Genomic DNA, 17,268 nt, shown 5'->3' on the forward strand with positions numbered 1-17,268 from the left:
ATATGAAAGATATTTTAACCGCACTTAATGATGATTTTAAGCAGTTAGGGCGAGAGCGATTACTTTCTCAATTTAATTACTCGCCTAACTTAAACACATTTTTATCACTTCTTCTTTTACCGCATCACGAAATTCAAGCAACCTTAAAGCAAATGCTTACAGAAAGGCATATTGATACCGCTATAGGAAAACAACTTGATGGCGTAGGCGATATTGTCGGTATGCCACGCCCTTTCGCTAGAGTAAATGGCGATTGGTATTTCGGTTTTTCTGGTCAATCAAAGGCAAAACCCTTTAGTCGAGCCCCTATTCGTGATTTAGCCACGCAAACTAATTCTAGAGATTTTAATTATATGCTCGATGAGCATTATCGACGATTAATTAAATGGAAAGTTATCGCCAATCATTCACATGGCACCCTTGATGATGTAATTGAAGCCTGTAGGGCTATATTTTTAGCAGAGCGTGTTTCAATCACAGAAGGACAGGATGCAGATGTGCATATAGCGATTACACGAATGGAAAAAAATAGGTTGGATGCGGTAGAACAAGAGCCGGTTTTGTGGATTCCCACGGCAGCAGGTGTAAAGGTAACGGTAGAATTTATAACGCATAAGGATAACAAATGAAGTTAAAACTAATTGATTTATTCAAAAGAATTACTTGGGCGAAAAATGGCGATTTAACCGACTTCTCTCAAACTAATTATGAAGCAGGCTGGGCGCATTTAGGCGATGATACGCCAACAGTGCAAGACTTTAACTATGTTCAACAGATGAACGATAAAAAAGACCAGTGGTTGTTTAATCAATTAAAAGCCGTGTTGGAAAAAGCCAATATCGAGCCAACAGAAGAAAATGTTAATTCATTGCGTGATGCGATTTTGGCATTATCAAAAGGCTATAGTCATCCGAAAAGTCTAACGGCAGACACAGTGAATTTTGTTGATGAGCAAGGTCATACCCACGAAATCGCTAAAGCAACCTTGCAACAACAAGGAATAACCCAACTCTACACAGGCTACGATAGCCAACGTGAAGATTTAGCATTAACGCCTAAAACCGCCTATCAGCTCAAGCAACTGATTGACTCCAATACTCGCTCACTTGGCAATGTTATCCCCAACAGCAAGAAATCCTCTGCAGTAAATAGCAATAGTGCAGACACAGTTGCAACCAGTGCAGCCGTGAAAACCGCCTATGACAAAGCAGTAGAAGCCAAAACTACCGCAGAGAGCAAAGTGGGATTAAGGGGCAATGAATCGATTCAAGGTACCAAAAGTTTTGAATCTAAAATCATTGGGTTTCGTGGCATTGGGGTGGCTGATTCGCAAACTTATGCAAATGCTAATCACCTCTTAAATATGGGGGCGAATGATGGCGACGGCTGGATAGAGTATAAAAAAAGTAACCGAGCTATCGGCACCATTCGTATTCGGGCAAATGGGGAATTGTCATATAACAATCAAAAAATCTACCACGCTGGGGAAAAACCCCAATTTAATACGGATATTGAAGGCAAGCCTAATACACTTGCAGGCTATGGCATCGGGAACTTTAAAATTGAGACTTTTGTTGGCAATTTAAACACCCTCAAAACTGATGGGATTTATGCAATTACGCAAGCAAGCCGCTCTCAAAATCTGCCCGTATCGACCAGTTGCCACATCCAAGTTATTGCTGGAGGTGATGGCACTTGGTGCCGTCAATTAGCTTATGTGGCATATAGCACCGATGTGTACGAGCGACATCAGACAAGTTATCAAACAGATAGTTGGTCGGCTTGGAAAAAACTTAATACCGATGGCATCCCTATTGGTGCGGTGGTGTCATTCCCTCGTGCGGTAACCAATCCAGTTGGCTTTTTAAAAGCAAACGGCTCGACATTTAACCAACAAACCTTTCCCGATTTATACCGCACTTTGGGCAACAGCAACCAACTTCCTGATTTAACCCGTAGCGATGTAGGCATGACGGCTTATTTTGCCGTGGATAACATTCCCACTGGCTGGATTGCCTTTGATGAAATTGCCACACAAGTTACCGAGCAGCGTTACCCAGAGTTATATCGTTACTTAGTTGGTAAATATGGCTCCATTGAACGCGTGCCTAAAGTCGCAGATAGATTTTTGCGTAATGCGGGCAATGGGCTCTCTGTGGGGCAAACACAAGAAGATGAATTCAAGCGACATGTGCATAGGGTGCCGATAGACTACGATTCTTGGTTCGACGACTCAAGTCAAGGAAGAAATAATTCGTATTTTGACTATACAACATTTGCCCAGTCTTCAGATTTGTGGAGCACTCTTGGTTATGACAATGCAGATGGCGATAATGGTTTTGTTTCCCCCAAAGACACCTCTCAAATGGCAACAGGTGGAAATGAAACTCGCCCTAAATCATTAATCCTCAAACTATGTATCAAGGCCATCAATAGCCTTGATGATGTCGTCTTTTGGATTAAGTCCCATGGCGAGGTAACCAATGCTGGTGCGCTTGATGCAGGGCGATTAGCGCAAGGACTGCAAGATAAAGCAGAGCGTAATCATACCCATACAGTGAGCCAGATTACGGATTTTAATCAAGCCACCTCTCAAATTATTAATGAGGCAATTACTTACCAAAGAATTGGTAATGTTGAAATTAGAAAATATCCTGACGGGACGATGATTCAAACAGGTCTAATTGTTTTTACTCGAGGCGATACTACAGTGCATACAGATCTCGTTCTGCCGATTGCATATGTAGATAAAGAATATCGATGTTTTATTACAGAACGATACGAATCAAGAGCAAGCGGTAAGGGGCAATACAACTGGGTATTTATGCAAGCAAAAACGAATACAACAGCGACAGTAACAAGTTGGTATTTAGGGTCTGCAGACTGGATGACTATTGGGAGATGGAAATAATGACAATGTATTTTAAAAACGGCTTTTTTGATGATACTGACGGCGGTTTTGTGCCTGAAAGTGCGGTAGAAATTAGCCAAGAAACCTACCTTGAGCTCCTTAATGGACAAGCCCAAGGAAAGCAAATTATCACAGATAAAACAGGCTATCCTGTATTAATTGACCCACAACCCAGCGCAGCGCATGTGTTAAATCTTGATACGCTCAGCTGGGAAGTTTTAGCCGAAAAACAGACCGCACTTTTAGCCGACACCCAAACTCGACTTATCGCCAACATTGACGAGCACGCAGCAAAAATCTACAGCACTTGGACGAGATTTGAGAGTGAGTACCGTGAACGCCAAGCGGTGGCAGAAGCCTTTAAAGCCGCAAATTATGAAGGCGAGTGTAGCCGTTATATCACGGATTTCGCGCAACGTGCAAGACTGGATAATAAGACCGCCACAAACCTGATTTTGACGCAGGCGGCGGGACTTGAAAAACTGCAGGTTGAATTAGCTAATCAACGTATGCGCAAGTATGAGCTCAAAGCCCCTAATCTCACGCTAGAGCAACTACAATCAATCTATGATGACATTATCAAACAAATGGATAACTTGATGGAGGCATATCAAAATGGCTAAAGTTTATTTGGCAATGTACAAACACAAACGCGACTGGCGAAAAGAGCCAGTTAAAGCAATCGCCGACCGCATTACTCGATTTTTTACCAAGGGCCAATACTCGCACTGCGAGATTGCCATTGAGCACATTGAGTTTGGCAATGGGCATCATTATGAGCATGCGACAGTATATGACTGCTACTCATCTTCAGTGCAAGATGGCGGAGTGCGTTGCAAACAAATTGATGTGTCCGATAATACCAAATGGGATTTAATTCCGCTCGACGGTGTAACCGAAGCACAAATCAAAGCCTATTTTGACCGCACTTTGGGCTGTAAATATGACTGGTGGGGTGCTGTCGGGATTGTTCTCTGGATTAAACAAAAACGCAGTAAGTTTTTCTGCAGCGAATGGTGTTTTAATGCGATTTGTGGTGGGGAAAATGGCTGGCGATTTAGTCCAAACCAGTTGGCTGTAATCTTTCAAAAATAGACAAACGGCGGGTAATTCCGCCGTTGTTATTTAATTAAAAAGAGATTCAACTTTTGATATATCGGTTTTATATGCTGATGTATATGTGCCTTTAACATTTTTAGATTTGTAGGTCATTAAATATAATGGTATTATGAATGGTAATATATAATGATGTTGCTTTTGTAAATTTTGTTTTAAATCAAAATGTTATTTAATTAAGTCTTATCCAGCTAGTCGCACCATCTCTATTTTTCTCTATTCCCCAATTTTCAGATAGAAATAGATAAAATATAAGTAAAAACAATAGCTTATATAATTTCACACACTAAAACATACCTTCTTTTTTATATCAAAATCGCCTAAAAGGTAGTATTTTTATACCGATTGGGATCGATTTCGATCTGTTCTATACTCCATTGCACACATTTTTGCACACGTGTATTGCACACATTTTTATGGAATAAACAATGGCGACAATTATCAAGAATGGCAAGAGTTGGCACGCACAAGTGCACAAGTTTGGCGTGAGCAAATCAGCCACTTTTTTGACTCAAGCAGACGCAAAAAAATGGGCAGAAATGCTCGAAAAACAGCTCGAATCAGGAAAGTATAATGAAATCCCTGATATTACATTGGATGAACTGATTGATAAGTATCTAAAAGAAGTCACTGTAACCAAGCACAGGAAACGTGAAGAGCGCATAAGACTACTGCGTCTTTCTCGAACTCCGCTTGCCGCAATATCTTTACAAGAAATAGGAAAAGCACACTTTCGTGAGTGGTAAAATCAACGATTAAAAGAAGTCTCTCCAACAACAGTTTTGCGTGAACGTAGTTCGCTTTCTGCTCTAATGGCCAAAACGATTGAATGGGATTTTATAACAGAACCCCCTAAAATATCTTGAGAAACCAAAAGCACCAACACCAAGAACTCGTCGATATAATGAACATGAAATTGAGCGTCTGATTTTTGTGTCAGGTTAATATGTCGAACATATTGAACCGCCAAAAACCTTACAAAATTGCACGGGGCGGCATTTCTTTTTGCTATAGAGACAGCAATGAGAGCTGGGGAAATAGCAAGTTTAACTTGGAATAATATCAATTTTGAAAAGCGCACCGCCTTTTTGCCAATTACTAAAAATGGACATTCAAGCACGGTGCCTCTTTCGGTAAAAGCAATAGCGATTTTACAACATCTTACTTCGGTAAAAACAGAAAGTGATCCGTGAGTATTCCAAATGGAAGCACGCCAACTGGATCACAACTTCCGCAAGCTCAAAAAGATGGAAGGGCTTGAAAATGCCAATTTACATTTTCACGACACCCGCCGTGAAGCATTAACCCGATTGGCAGAAAAAGTGGATGTAATGGTATTAGCCAAAATATCTGGCCATAGAGATCTCAGTATTCTGCAAAATACTTATTACGCACCTGATATGGCAGAAATTGCTCAACGGCTATAAAACAAAGGCGGGGTTATCTGATCAATCCCCGCCTTTTTCAAATTCTCGCTTTTCGTTTTTTATGTTTCAAACAGAATGAATTTTGCTACGCCACTGCATAGCTCGCCAAATTCTTCCATTAATTTAATGAATTGTTTTTGTGGGGTAGAACCCTCAATCAAATTGCGATCTTCTGCCCATTGTTCAATGTTTTTTACAAGCTGTTGTAAGTCTGCCATTTTAATTTCCTCTTAATATTCAATTACAATAGTGCATAATTCATCTATTTTTATCTAATTAACCCTAAAATCCCCCAAGCTCTCGCCCCAACCAAAGGCTTGAGCCAACGGAATTTTTTCTTCTTTAATGAAAACTTCATCGTTTTCACAACAAATCCACCGATAGTCATTAAGCCGTAACCGTCCATGGCGCATTAAAAGTTCAATTTGTGACGGTTTTAATGGCGAACCGATAGGCAACATCAATTCTTTCATTTGTTGTTCAATTTTTAAACGGTTACAGTTATTGACACAAGTCCAAGCGGCGCGATGCGCCTTGTTTGTTTCGGTGGACTCCGAATTAAGTGCGGTGGAACCCAACGCACTTTTCGCTGATTTAATCACCCAGTTTTTTAATTTGGTGATGATTTTCTTTTCTGTGAATCTGTTTTTTACCCCCACAATTTTCTTACGAATCTCACCGTATTTATTCGGTTCGCATTCTTCATACTCAATACAAATAGGCTGATCACAACGTTTTGTCATTGTGCCACCTTGTGCAAACTATCACTCAACAAATCATTTTGCCGTATTTGCAAATTAATGTTGATCCGAATATTGCGCCACATCGTATCCCTTATTTTGAGTTTGACACGAAAGAATATGAAGATTTATCGGTATTTGCAGATGCCATCCCTAAACTTACGGGCATTGGCGTGCAGATTTCGGAAAGTTGGGTGCGGGATAAATTAGGGATTCCTGAACCGCAGGAAGGTTAGGCGAAAGAGATTTGAAACGCCGTGGGATTGATAAACCTGATGATAGTTCTGAATTTTTGGTGGAAGTAGAACGCCCTGCGGATAAGCAAGGCAATCGTGAAAAGACGGTAGGGTTTAAATTACCTGATGGCACGATACGTGTGACGGATAAAGGCTTTGATTACAATGTAGGGCGATTAAACTACAAGCCTAATTTGGATCTTTATCCTGAAAAACTGGCGCATGCGTTTGCGAAGGTTGAGATGAAAGGTGGGGAGTTTAAGCACGATTTTGAATTGTTGGCAAAGCATATGGCGGAGATGAAACAAACGCTCAGCCTAGATGGAAAAAAACTCACTGCTGATCAAATGTTACAGGTGCGAGATAGTCTTACCAAAAATTTTAAATTTGCGGCAGGTGTCTTGAGTGCAGAAAGTAAGGATTTATTGAAAAGCAAAACTGGCACAGTGTGGCTTTCTGATGATACTTTAATTAAACAGTTTAATAGCCGTGATGGGCAAGATTTTGGACTGGAAAGCTATGCACTTTTCCCTGATTTATTTAATCAGCCTGATATTGTTCTACAAGATAATGATCGTTTTTATTTTATCAAAAACTTTGAGAAACAGCGTATTTTAGGTGTAATAAAGCACTTATCTAAATTTAATGAAATTTTTGTGCTTTCGGCAAGGGAGATTAATATCAAGGAAGTAGAAAAAATGAAAGGTAAATTGGCAGTTATCAAGTAAGGCTCCCGATCACTTACACACGCTCTCGGACACCTGAGCAGGACGAGCCACCTCAAGTAGGCTGTGGCAGGGAGATTATCACCGCTTTTTTAATAACTGCCTTGCATGAATATACCCCCTTAAATTTTAAAAATCAACGATTATGATAGACATTGAAATCAATAACGCACAAGAAATTGCATCGGCACTAGAACGCCTTGCACAAGCCACCGCTCATCGAGCTCCGTTAATGCGAAGTATTGCGGGGACAATGGAATCAGCTGTGCTGCAAAATTTTGATGTTGGGGGGCGTCCTAAATGGCTGGGGCTGAAATATCGTCAAGGTACGCCTTTGGTGGATACTGAAAACCTGATGGCGAGCATTACTTCTGAATATAACAACAATGAAGCCATTGTGGGGACGAATGAGCCTTACGCGGCTATTCATCAATTCGGCGGTAAAGCTGGACGAGGTCGTAAAGTAGAAATTCCAGCTCGTCCTTTTTTGGCTTTAACACCTCAAGATAAGGCAGATATTTTGGAAGACGTGCAAGACTACTTCCAACGATTAATTAATTGACATCCTACCCGTCCTTTAGGGCACGGAGGATGTCAACTTGCTTTTTTAGGGACAGTTATGTTGTGCGAGTTTATCTAAAGTGTAAAATTTAAACGCCCTTTAATGATGATTTAAAGGGCGTTTTTATTTCTCAAATTTAGCGGGCGGTTACACCTAAAGCGCGATGAAAATTCACCGAACTTTCTAAATACTGTTTATCATTAACTCAATGATCAGCTAGGATTAAATGATTTTAGTTTGACGAGAATTTGACAAGATAGGTGTAAAAAGGTATGGAAGGTTGATAGGACTAATGGATAAATATATAATATCTATATGCGTAAGTGGTTGATTTATAATTTATTATTGATTAATATCTATTATAACTGGTTCGGACTCTTAATCCGTCGGTCGAGAGTTCGAGCCTCTCACAACCTACCATTTTTATTATTCATCTCTAATATTTTAAATTTCTTTAATTAGCTTAAATTCTTGACTATTTTTAGCGGTTATTGTGGTAGAATACCCTTAAATTTTAGTCGGGTATCATTATGTTGGAAAATATTCGTATTGTTTTAATTGAAACTTCGCACAGTGGTAATATTGGTTCTGCGGCTAGAGCAATGAAAACGATGGGATTGACCCAGCTTTGTCTTGTTTCACCTAAATCTGTTGATGAACAATCTTATGCCCTTTCAGCTGGCGCAGAAAATATTGTAAAAAATGCTAGGGTTGTCGATAGTTTTGATGAAGCCGTCGATGATTGCTCTTTGGTAATTGGAACAAGTGCTCGCTTACGTCATTTACAAAATACATTGATCGAGCCTCGAGAATGCGCAGAGAAAGTTGTAGCGTATAAAGGCAAGATAGCTATTGTGTTTGGTCGTGAGCGTATTGGATTAACCAATGAAGAACTGCTGAAATGTCATTATCACTTGAATATTCCAGCGAATCCTGATTATTCTTCTTTAAATTTAGCAATGGCTGTGCAGCTGGTAAGTTATGAATTGCGTATGGCTTTCTTAGTTCAAAATAATAAGAAAAATTCACTTTCTTTAATAGAGAAAAACTATCCAACAACAGATCAGTTAGCTTATTTTTTTGACTACACAGAACGTATATATCAGTCTCTTGGATTTATTCAAAATCAAGGAGTTATGCGTAAATTAAAGCGTTTATACTATCGTGCAAAATTAGAGAAAAACGAATTAAATATTTTAAATGGCATGCTAAGTGCGGTTGAAAAACGAATTGATTTAACAAAAGAGGATAATTGACTAAATTAGTCAGATATGTAAGTATTGCGCAATTAATTTTTAGGGATTCTTTATGAAACTTACATCGAAAGGTCGTTATGCAGTTACAGCCGTTTTAGATATTGCTTTAAATGCAGATGGCGGGCCTGTAAGCCTTGCGGATATTTCTGAACGCCAACATATTTCCTTATCTTATTTAGAGCAACTTTTTGCTAAATTACGTAAAGACGGTTTAGTCAAAAGTGTTCGCGGACCAGGAGGTGGTTATCAATTAGGGCTACCAAGTGAACAAATTTCTGTAGGAATGATTATTGCGGCAGTAAATGAAAATATTCACGTAACGAAATGTCTGGGGCGTGAAAATTGTAAAAATGGTGTGGAATGTTTAACTCACAAACTTTGGGAAGATTTAAGTTTACGTATTGAAAGTTTTTTAAACGAGATTACGTTAGCAGAGCTGGTAAATAAGCGTAATGTAAAACGTCAATCTCATCGTGATTTTAATAATTTATTAGTTAATCAATAATAAAGGATAAGCAGTATATTTTTTAATAAAAAAGTGCGGTTATATTTAGCATAATTTAGGAGTGAAAATGAAATTACCTATTTATTTAGACTACGCAGCGACCTGTCCAGTCGATGAACGTGTTGCGAAAAAAATGATGGCGTTTCTAACCATCGATGGCACATTTGGTAATCCAGCCTCTCGCTCACATAAATTTGGTTGGCAAGCAGAAGAAGCTGTTGATATTGCGCGTAATCAAATCGCTGATCTCATTGGTGCAGATTCTCGTGAAATTGTCTTTACTTCTGGTGCGACAGAATCCGACAACCTCGCTATTAAAGGTGCGGCGCATTTCTATCAAACTAAAGGTAAACACATTCTTACCTGTAAAACTGAACATAAAGCAGTGTTAGATACTTGCCGTCAATTAGAACGAGAAGGTTTTGAAGTCACTTATTTGTCTCCAGAAGCTGATGGTTTAATTGATTTAGAAAAATTCAAAGCTGCGCTTCGTCCAGATACAATTTTAGCTTCAATTATGCACGCTAATAATGAAATTGGTGTGTTACAAGATATTAAAGCTATTGGCGAACTTTGTCGTGCAAATAAAACAATTTTCCATGTGGATGCAACTCAAAGTGTTGGTAAAGTTGAAATTAATTTGGAAGAATTAGCTGTTGATTTAATGTCGATGTCTAGCCATAAACTTTACGGGCCAAAAGGTGTTGGCGCATTGTATGTTCGTCGTAAACCTCGCGTACGTTTAGAGGCGATTATTCATGGTGGTGGTCACGAACGTGGTATGCGTTCAGGTACATTACCTGTTCATCAAATCGTAGGAATGGGAGAGGCCTATCGAATTGCAAAAGAAGAAATGGCATCAGAAATGCCACGCTTAAAAGCACTTCGTGATCGTTTATATAATGGCTTAAAAGATATTGAAGAAACTTATGTAAATGGTTCAATGGAACATCGTTTAGATAGCAATTTAAATATTAGTTTTAACTATGTTGAGGGAGAATCCTTAATGATGGCGTTGCGCGATATTGCTGTCTCTTCTGGTTCTGCTTGTACATCTGCTAGCTTAGAGCCATCTTATGTATTGCGCGCACTTGGCTTAAATGATGAATTGGCACACAGTTCAATTCGTTTCACATTAGGTCGTTATACTACTGAAGAAGAAATTGATTACACAATTAATTTAATGAAGGGCGCGGTAGAAAAACTTCGTGCATTATCGCCATTATGGGATATGTTTAAAGAAGGTATTGATTTAAATACCATTGAGTGGTCAGCTCACTAATATTTAGTTGCCATTATCTGACAATGGCATTCACTAGAATTGAAAAAAGGAAAGTTAAAATGGCTTATAGCGAAAAAGTAATTGATCATTATGAAAATCCACGTAATGTGGGATCATTGGATAAAAAAGATAGCAATGTTGGTACTGGAATGGTTGGTGCGCCAGCTTGTGGTGATGTTATGCAACTACAAATCAAAGTAGATGATAATGGCATTATTGAAGATGCAAAATTCAAAACTTACGGCTGTGGTTCTGCGATTGCATCTAGTTCATTAATTACTGAGTGGGTAAAAGGTAAATCTTTAGAAGAAGCTGGGGCAATTAAAAATAGCCAAATTGCTGAAGAATTAGAATTACCGCCAGTGAAAGTGCATTGCTCTATTTTAGCAGAAGATGCAATTAAAGCAGCAATTGCTGATTATAAAGCAAAACAAGGCTAATTATGTGAAAAAGTGCGGTCAATTTTGACCGCATTTTTAGCGGTGTTGGGGGGATAGATGGGTATTGCATTAACAGAAAAAGCAGCGCAGCGAGTGAAAGCCTTTTTGGATAATCGTGGTAAAGGTATTGGATTACGTTTAGGTGTGAAAACATCAGGTTGTTCTGGCTTAGCTTACGTACTTGAGTTTGTAGATGTTTTAAATTCCGAAGATCAAGTTTTTGAGCAGCACGGTGTTAATATTATTGTCGATCCAAAAAGTCTCGTTTATCTCAATGGCATTGAGCTGGATTATGTAAAAGAAGGCCTAAATGAAGGCTTTAAATATAATAATCCAAATGTAAAAGAATCTTGTGGTTGTGGCGAAAGTTTCCACGTTTAAGGTAATAATCTGATGTTCAATCCTTTTCAAATTTTTGATTTGCCAGTTGATTTTCAGCTGGATGAAAAAGTACTAAATGCACGTTATTTAAAATTACAAAAGGCCCTACATCCAGATAATTTTGTCTCAAGTAGTGCTTTAGAGCAACGTGTTGCGATGCAAAAATCTACCGAAGTGAATGATGCCTTAAAAACGTTAAAAGACCCAATTTTGCGAGCTGAAGCGATCATTGCTCTTAATACTGGCGAGCAGTTAGATCTTGAACAAAAAAGCACGCAAGATGTTGCGTTTTTAATGCAACAGTTACAATGGCGCGAACAATTAGAAGAAGTTGAACGCCAGCAAGATGAAAGAGCATTAAATGCTTTTGCTAAAGAAATTAAACAAGAAACTCAATCATTATTGACCGCACTTTTTGAGAGTTTGAAATCTCAACAATGGGCGAGAGCATCTCAATACTGTGATAAATTACGTTTTACCCATAAACTTTCTGAAGAAATTGAAAGTGTGGAAGAACGAATTTTTGAATTAGATTAAATGTGGGGGCAAATGTAATTTGCCCCTACGAGATGTGAATAAATAACACTATGCAAACTCTTGAACAGCTCACTAGTCCAGAACATTCTGCTTGGATAACCCTTTCCCAATGGATTGATAACGCTCGCAATCATTGTGAAGTAATTAAAAAAGATCAATCCAGTGCGGAGCGTGAGCTTTTTACTATGCAAATGCCAACATCCTCGCCAATGGGTGCAGTAATCTATGAAACAGGTGGAATTTTAATTCATTATGGTTGGTTACGTATTTTAGGTTCTGGAAGTTTTAAATTACCGCGTGGCTTGATGGATTGGAATTTCAGTAAATCTTTTAGTGAGTCAGGCGAAAAACCAAAATATTTATTAGTTGCAGATGATGTGATTGGTGGTTATTTTGCGTTAAATGGTGGTTCGTTAGGCAATAATATTGGAAAAATTTATTACTATTCATCAAAAGATCTTACTTGGCATAATTTAAATTTTACTTACACAGAATTTTTAGCTTGGGCATTGAATGGCGATGTAGAGGCCTTTTATCAAGGGCTATTTTGGAAAAATTGGCAAGATGATGTAAAACAATTAGATGGTAACCAAGTTTTTGTATTTACGCCTGATTTAAATCAAGACAGAAAAATAGCAATTGATGAACGTCAAAAACAGGAAGTCAATATTGAAACCCATTACCAAGCAAGCTTTGCAGAAAAAAATAAATTTGATTTGGCGTATTCCGTCGCATAACTAGTAGAAAAATAGCATATGGCATTATTACAAATTGCAGAACCAGGACAAGCTGCGGCACCGCATCAACATCGTTTAGCCGTTGGGATTGATTTGGGAACAACCAATTCTTTGGTTGCATCCGTGCGTAGTGGGCAATCCGTGATTCTTAATGATGAACAAGAACGCAGTCTTGTGCCATCAGTTGTTCATTATGGTGTTGAAGAGAAGAAAGTTGGTTTAGAAGCCTTTGAACAAGCATCAGTTGATCCCAAAAATACGGTGATTTCAGTCAAACGTTTAATTGGTCGAAGTCTTGCAGATGTGCAATCTCGCTATCCTAATTTGCCTTACGAATTTGTAGCGAGTGAAAATGGATTACCTTTAATTGTTACGGCACAAGGGCAGAAAAGTCCAATTGAAGTGTCTTCAGATATTTTGTCGCGTTTAAATTATATTGCCGAACAACGCCTTGGCGGAGAGCTTTCTGGCGTTGTGATTACAGTCCCTGCTTATTTTGATGATGCTCAACGTCAAAGCACTAAAGATGCTGCACGTTTAGCTGGGCTAAACGTATTGCGTTTATTGAATGAACCTACTGCAGCCGCAGTTGCTTATGGATTAGATAGTGGGCAGGAAGGCATTATTGCGGTTTATGATTTAGGTGGTGGTACATTTGATATTTCAATTTTACGCTTATCGAAAGGTGTCTTCGAAGTTCTTGCAACGGGGGGCGATACTGCATTAGGTGGAGATGATTTTGATCATTTAATTGCAGATTGGGTAATAGAACAAACTAAGCGAAAACCACAAACAGCAAATCAACAGCGTGAGTTAATAACCCTTGCTAACCAAGCTAAAATTACTTTGACTAATGAAAAAAGTGCGGTTATTTCTTGGCAAGATTTTTCAGTAGAGATTTCGCGGGAACAATTCAATGAATTAATTTATCCGCTTGTAAAACGTTCATTACTAACTTGTCGTCGAGCATTGAAAGATGCCAATGTAGAATCTGAAGAGGTGCAAGCGGTGATAATGGTTGGAGGTTCAACTCGCGTGCCTTATGTAAGAGAACAAGTTGGCGAGTTTTTTGGTAAAACACCATTAACCTCAATCGATCCTGATAAAGTTGTGGCACTTGGTGCTGCAATTCAGGCAGATATCTTAGTCGGAAATAAAACTGATTCTGATATGTTATTGCTTGATGTTGTACCGCTTTCCTTAGGCATTGAGACGATGGGCGGATTAGTGGAAAAAATTATTCCACGCAATACCACAATTCCTGTGGCTCGTGCGCAAGAGTTTACTACTTTCAAAGATAGCCAAACAGCAATGACTGTTCATGTGGTACAAGGCGAACGAGAGCTAGTCGATGATTGTCGTTCTTTAGGACGCTTTACTCTACGAGGTATTCCGCCAATGGCAGCGGGTGCAGCCCATATTAGAGTGACTTATCAAGTGGATGCAGATGGTTTATTAAGCGTTACAGCGATGGAAAAATCGACAAAAGTACAGTCTTCAATACAAATTAAACCATCTTATGGCTTAACAGATGAAGAAGTGACAGCAATGATAAAATCTTCTTTTGATAATGCGCAAGAGGATTTACAAGCACGTGAATTAGCCGAGCAACGAGTGGAAGCAGATCGTGTTATTGAAAGCGTAATTGTTGCGCTGCAAGCAGATGGGGCTGAATTGCTTAGCACAGACGAATTTCGTCATATTGAAACTGCGTTAAAACAATTAATGGATGTAAAACAAGGTTCCGATCGTGATGCAATCGCGCAAGGAATTAAAGCCTTGGATACTGCTACCCAAGAATTTGCAGCACGTCGAATGAATGCATCGATTAATAAAGCTTTGACAGGCAAAAATTTTTCAGATATTGAAAAACCGTAAAAAGTGCGGTCAGATTATTAAATAATTTTGAGGAAAGTGTTATGCCAAAAGTGATTTTTTTACCTAATGAAGAATTTTGTCCCGAAGGTATGGTTGTTGATGCCGCTGTTGGCGATAACTTATTAGAAGTTGCTCACAATGCTGGCGTAGAAATCCATCATGCTTGTGATGGTTCTTGTGCTTGTACAACTTGCCACGTGATTGTTCGTGAGGGATTTGACTCTTTAAATGAAACTACTGATCAAGAAGAAGATATGCTAGATAAGGCTTGGGGATTAGAAATGGATAGCCGTTTATCTTGTCAATGCGTAGTGGGAAATGAAGATCTTGTGGTAGAAATTCCAAAATATAACCTTAATCACGCAAATGAGGCGGCTCACTAATGAAATGGACTGATGCACAATTAATTGCAGAAGAACTTTACGATCGTAATCCAGATTTAGATCCAAAAACCGTTCGTTTTACTGATTTACATAAATGGATTTGTGAACTTGAAGATTTTGATGACGATCCGAATAAGTCAAATGAAGCGATTCTTGAGGCTATTTTATTGAAATGGTTGGATGAATTTGAATAATCAGAAATTTGATTGAAAAAATACCCGCACTTTGATGCGGGTATTATTTTTTAAAGATTGTTTAATTTCATTTTGGCCATTTGTTGTTCTAATTGGCTACCACTTTGTTGTGCTTGCTCAAAGCTGTTTTTAGCCGCAACTTTATCTCCTTTGGCGACTTGGATATCGCCAGTTAAAATAGCTTTACGAGCATTAAAGCTTTCGCCTTTCACTTGATTTAAGGTGGTTAAAGCATTGTCTAATTGACCTAATTGAAATTGCACTGCACTTAGACGTAAGGCAACAATAGATGTTAATACTTCATCTTGAGATTGCATTAATGCTTGCTTTAAGTTTACTCCTGCTGCTGCAAAATCTTGTTTTTCAGTGGCTTTTTTCGATTCATCTAACAAAGCAAAGACAGCGTATGCCGTTTTGCTGTTAGCTTGCACAAATTGTTCTATATTTGCTTTTTTAGCCTGTTCGTTTTGTTGTACAGAATTGATTAAAGCATCATACTGTACAGAAGCTTGAGAGATTTGTTCTACTTGGTGAGCTTGCCAATAACGCCATCCAAACATACCACCAACACCTAAGATAAAAGCGACAATAATTGTTTTGCCATTCTCTTTCCACCAGTCTTTCAACTGGTTAATCTCTTGTTCTTCTTCAATGGAATAAGCCATGTTTTTCCCCTTTTAAATTAAAATTGAGTTTGAATATAGTCGATTACATTCACTAAATCTAAGGTTTGCTGATCTGCGCCACCTTGCAAGTGTTTAACAACGACCAGTTTATTTTGTACTTCGCTTTCACCGATAACTAATGCCAATGTTGCACCAGATTTATCTGCACGTTTAAATTGTTTTTTGAAATTACCGCCAGAGCAGTGCAACATAGTATTTAAGTGCGGTAATTCTGAGCGTACTTTTTCCGCTAATTCAAAAGCGGCTAATGTTGCGCCTTCGCCTTGATAAACAACATAAATATCCACCGCACTTTTCGCAGGAACATTTGGATTAACTTCTTGTACCAACAAGACTAAACGCTCTAATCCCATCGCAAATCCGATACTTGGCGTTGCGTGTCCGCCAAGTTGTTCCACTAAACCGTCATAACGACCGCCGCCACACACGGTACCTTGTGCACCAAGAGCGGAGGTTACCCATTCAAATACAGTTTTGTTGTAATAATCTAAACCACGAACGAGTTTAGGATTAATTTCATATTGAATACCAACAGCATCTAATAATGAACATAATTGTTCAAAATGCGCACGGCTTTCATCATCTAAATAATCAAGCAATTTAGGCGCGTTATCTAATACTTTTTGTAATTCTGGATTTTTTGTATCCAAAATACGAAGCGGATTTCTTACTAAACGCTCTTTTTCTTCATCGCTCATTAAATCTTGATGGTTTTCTAAGAATCCAACTAAAGCTGAACGATAATTTGCTCGAGCTTCTAAAGAGCCAATAGAGTTAAGTTGAAGTGTAACATGTTGATCGATACCTAATGCTTTCCATAAACGATAGGTAAGCATGATTAATTCGGCATCGATTTCTGGATTTGCAATACCGAATACCTCAACACCTACTTGATGGAATTGACGGTAACGCCCTTTTTGTGGACGTTCATGACGGAACATTGGCCCGATATACCATAAGCGTTGTTCATTATTATAGATCCAACCGTGTTCAATGGCTGCTCGCACACAACCTGCTGTGCCTTCAGGGCGTAAGGTTAATTGTTCATCGTTATCCCAAAAGGTGTACATTTCTTTTGAGACAACATCAGTTACTTCGCCGATTGCACGCGCAAACAATGGCGTACTTTCTACAATTGGCATACGCACTTCCGAATAGCCATAACTATTTAATACATTGCGTACTTGTGCTTCAATCCATTGCCATAATGGAGATTCTGTTGGGGCGCAATCGTTCATACCACGAATTGCTTGAATTGTTTTTGCCACGAGC

22 protein-coding genes and 2 pseudogenes are annotated in these 17,268 nt (G+C 38.8%); 19 read left to right on the forward strand and 5 right to left on the reverse strand.

Features of this window, described 5'->3' with window-relative positions; translation table 11 throughout:
- Positions 1-2: 2 nt before the first annotated feature.
- The 5 genes from DQN49_RS04075 to DQN49_RS10395 all read left to right on the forward strand — a co-directional run bounded on the left by DQN49_RS04075 (position 3) and on the right by DQN49_RS10395 (position 4,773).
- Positions 3-629: a DUF2612 domain-containing protein gene (locus tag DQN49_RS04075; RefSeq protein ID WP_006995038.1), complete on the forward strand. Its 627-nt coding sequence runs from the start codon at positions 3-5 to the stop codon at positions 627-629.
- Positions 626-2,911 (forward strand): tail fiber protein, encoded by a 2,286-nt coding sequence (locus DQN49_RS04080; protein WP_223395604.1) that lies wholly within the window; start codon positions 626-628, stop codon positions 2,909-2,911. The genes DQN49_RS04075 and DQN49_RS04080 overlap by 4 nt, the downstream gene beginning before the upstream one ends.
- A complete protein-coding gene (locus tag DQN49_RS04085; RefSeq protein WP_032826339.1) occupies positions 2,911-3,534 on the forward strand; it encodes a hypothetical protein in 624 nt (207 codons plus the stop codon). The genes DQN49_RS04080 and DQN49_RS04085 overlap by 1 nt, the downstream gene beginning before the upstream one ends.
- Positions 3,527-4,006 carry a hypothetical protein gene (locus tag DQN49_RS04090; protein ID WP_006996117.1) on the forward strand — a complete coding sequence of 160 codons (480 nt, stop codon included), beginning with the start codon at positions 3,527-3,529 and terminating at the stop codon, positions 4,004-4,006. The genes DQN49_RS04085 and DQN49_RS04090 overlap by 8 nt, the downstream gene beginning before the upstream one ends.
- Positions 4,007-4,455: 449 nt before the next feature.
- Complete coding sequence (locus DQN49_RS10395; protein WP_006996118.1) at positions 4,456-4,773, forward strand: hypothetical protein; 318 nt, start codon at positions 4,456-4,458, stop codon at positions 4,771-4,773.
- A gap of 2 nt (positions 4,774-4,775) precedes the next feature.
- Here DQN49_RS10395 and DQN49_RS10400 read toward each other — a convergent pair whose 3' ends face one another.
- Positions 4,776-5,147 carry a hypothetical protein gene (locus tag DQN49_RS10400; protein WP_032826340.1) on the reverse strand — a complete coding sequence of 124 codons (372 nt, stop codon included), beginning with the start codon at positions 5,145-5,147 and terminating at the stop codon, positions 4,776-4,778.
- Between DQN49_RS10400 and DQN49_RS10405 the strand changes: the two are divergent.
- Positions 5,050-5,454, forward strand: a pseudogene (locus DQN49_RS10405) (site-specific integrase). The gene DQN49_RS10400 and the pseudogene DQN49_RS10405 overlap by 98 nt on opposite strands.
- A gap of 59 nt (positions 5,455-5,513) precedes the next feature.
- On the opposite strand, the gene DQN49_RS10200 reads toward DQN49_RS10405, so the two are convergent.
- Together DQN49_RS10200 and DQN49_RS04100 are read right to left on the reverse strand one after the other, a co-directional pair.
- Complete coding sequence (locus tag DQN49_RS10200; protein WP_006996122.1) at positions 5,514-5,672, reverse strand: nucleoside triphosphate pyrophosphohydrolase family protein; 159 nt, start codon at positions 5,670-5,672, stop codon at positions 5,514-5,516.
- Positions 5,673-5,726: 54 nt separating this feature from the next.
- Positions 5,727-6,197 carry a hypothetical protein gene (locus tag DQN49_RS04100; RefSeq protein WP_006996123.1) on the reverse strand — a complete coding sequence of 157 codons (471 nt, stop codon included), beginning with the start codon at positions 6,195-6,197 and terminating at the stop codon, positions 5,727-5,729.
- A gap of 8 nt (positions 6,198-6,205) precedes the next feature.
- Here DQN49_RS04100 and DQN49_RS04105 point away from each other — a divergent pair.
- From DQN49_RS04105 to iscX, 13 genes and pseudogenes are all read left to right on the forward strand, one after another.
- Positions 6,206-6,427, forward strand: a pseudogene (locus tag DQN49_RS04105) (phage portal protein family protein); the annotation flags it as partial.
- A 14-nt stretch (positions 6,428-6,441) separates the two neighbouring features.
- The gene (locus DQN49_RS04110; protein WP_065246946.1) at positions 6,442-7,158 is read left to right on the forward strand and encodes a PBECR3 domain-containing polyvalent protein; all 717 of its coding nucleotides are present in this window, start codon (positions 6,442-6,444) and stop codon (positions 7,156-7,158) included.
- Between the two features lie 142 nt (positions 7,159-7,300).
- The gene (locus tag DQN49_RS04115; protein WP_005682185.1) at positions 7,301-7,717 is read left to right on the forward strand and encodes a phage virion morphogenesis protein; all 417 of its coding nucleotides are present in this window, start codon (positions 7,301-7,303) and stop codon (positions 7,715-7,717) included.
- A 530-nt stretch (positions 7,718-8,247) separates the two neighbouring features.
- A complete protein-coding gene (gene trmJ, locus DQN49_RS04120) occupies positions 8,248-8,973 on the forward strand; it encodes a tRNA (cytosine(32)/uridine(32)-2'-O)-methyltransferase TrmJ (protein WP_005691741.1) in 726 nt (241 codons plus the stop codon).
- A 52-nt stretch (positions 8,974-9,025) separates the two neighbouring features.
- The gene (gene iscR / locus DQN49_RS04125; protein ID WP_005662648.1) at positions 9,026-9,478 is read left to right on the forward strand and encodes a Fe-S cluster assembly transcriptional regulator IscR; all 453 of its coding nucleotides are present in this window, start codon (positions 9,026-9,028) and stop codon (positions 9,476-9,478) included.
- Positions 9,479-9,545: 67 nt separating this feature from the next.
- The gene (locus tag DQN49_RS04130) at positions 9,546-10,760 is read left to right on the forward strand and encodes an IscS subfamily cysteine desulfurase (protein ID WP_005656383.1); all 1,215 of its coding nucleotides are present in this window, start codon (positions 9,546-9,548) and stop codon (positions 10,758-10,760) included.
- 59 nt (positions 10,761-10,819) lie between these two features.
- Entirely contained in the window at positions 10,820-11,200 is a 381-nt protein-coding gene (gene iscU, locus DQN49_RS04135) for a Fe-S cluster assembly scaffold IscU (protein WP_005654861.1), read from the forward strand.
- Positions 11,201-11,257: 57 nt separating this feature from the next.
- Positions 11,258-11,581 (forward strand): iron-sulfur cluster assembly protein IscA, encoded by a 324-nt coding sequence (iscA, locus tag DQN49_RS04140; RefSeq protein ID WP_006996125.1) that lies wholly within the window; start codon positions 11,258-11,260, stop codon positions 11,579-11,581.
- Between the two features lie 12 nt (positions 11,582-11,593).
- Positions 11,594-12,118 carry a Fe-S protein assembly co-chaperone HscB gene (gene hscB / locus DQN49_RS04145; RefSeq protein ID WP_006996126.1) on the forward strand — a complete coding sequence of 175 codons (525 nt, stop codon included), beginning with the start codon at positions 11,594-11,596 and terminating at the stop codon, positions 12,116-12,118.
- Positions 12,119-12,168: 50 nt separating this feature from the next.
- Positions 12,169-12,855: a DUF2625 domain-containing protein gene (locus DQN49_RS04150; RefSeq protein ID WP_005649159.1), complete on the forward strand. Its 687-nt coding sequence runs from the start codon at positions 12,169-12,171 to the stop codon at positions 12,853-12,855.
- Positions 12,856-12,873: 18 nt separating this feature from the next.
- Positions 12,874-14,733, forward strand: coding sequence for a Fe-S protein assembly chaperone HscA (hscA, locus tag DQN49_RS04155; protein ID WP_006996127.1), 1,860 nt, complete (start codon positions 12,874-12,876; stop codon positions 14,731-14,733).
- Positions 14,734-14,774: 41 nt separating this feature from the next.
- The gene (gene fdx / locus DQN49_RS04160; RefSeq protein ID WP_006996128.1) at positions 14,775-15,116 is read left to right on the forward strand and encodes an ISC system 2Fe-2S type ferredoxin; all 342 of its coding nucleotides are present in this window, start codon (positions 14,775-14,777) and stop codon (positions 15,114-15,116) included.
- Positions 15,116-15,310 carry a Fe-S cluster assembly protein IscX gene (gene iscX, locus DQN49_RS04165; RefSeq protein ID WP_005630102.1) on the forward strand — a complete coding sequence of 65 codons (195 nt, stop codon included), beginning with the start codon at positions 15,116-15,118 and terminating at the stop codon, positions 15,308-15,310. The genes fdx and iscX overlap by 1 nt, the downstream gene beginning before the upstream one ends.
- A gap of 50 nt (positions 15,311-15,360) precedes the next feature.
- Here iscX and DQN49_RS04170 read toward each other — a convergent pair whose 3' ends face one another.
- Together DQN49_RS04170 and hisS are read right to left on the reverse strand one after the other, a co-directional pair.
- Positions 15,361-15,975, reverse strand: coding sequence for a YfgM family protein (locus tag DQN49_RS04170; RefSeq protein ID WP_006996129.1), 615 nt, complete (start codon positions 15,973-15,975; stop codon positions 15,361-15,363).
- Positions 15,976-15,992: 17 nt separating this feature from the next.
- Positions 15,993-17,264, reverse strand: a complete 1,272-nt coding sequence (gene hisS, locus DQN49_RS04175) for a histidine--tRNA ligase (RefSeq protein ID WP_006996130.1) — start codon at positions 17,262-17,264, stop codon at positions 15,993-15,995.
- Between the last annotated feature and the right edge of the window lie 4 nt (positions 17,265-17,268).

The organism is Haemophilus aegyptius (assembly GCF_900475885.1).
GTDB classification, from domain to species: Bacteria; Pseudomonadota; Gammaproteobacteria; order Enterobacterales; family Pasteurellaceae; genus Haemophilus; species Haemophilus influenzae.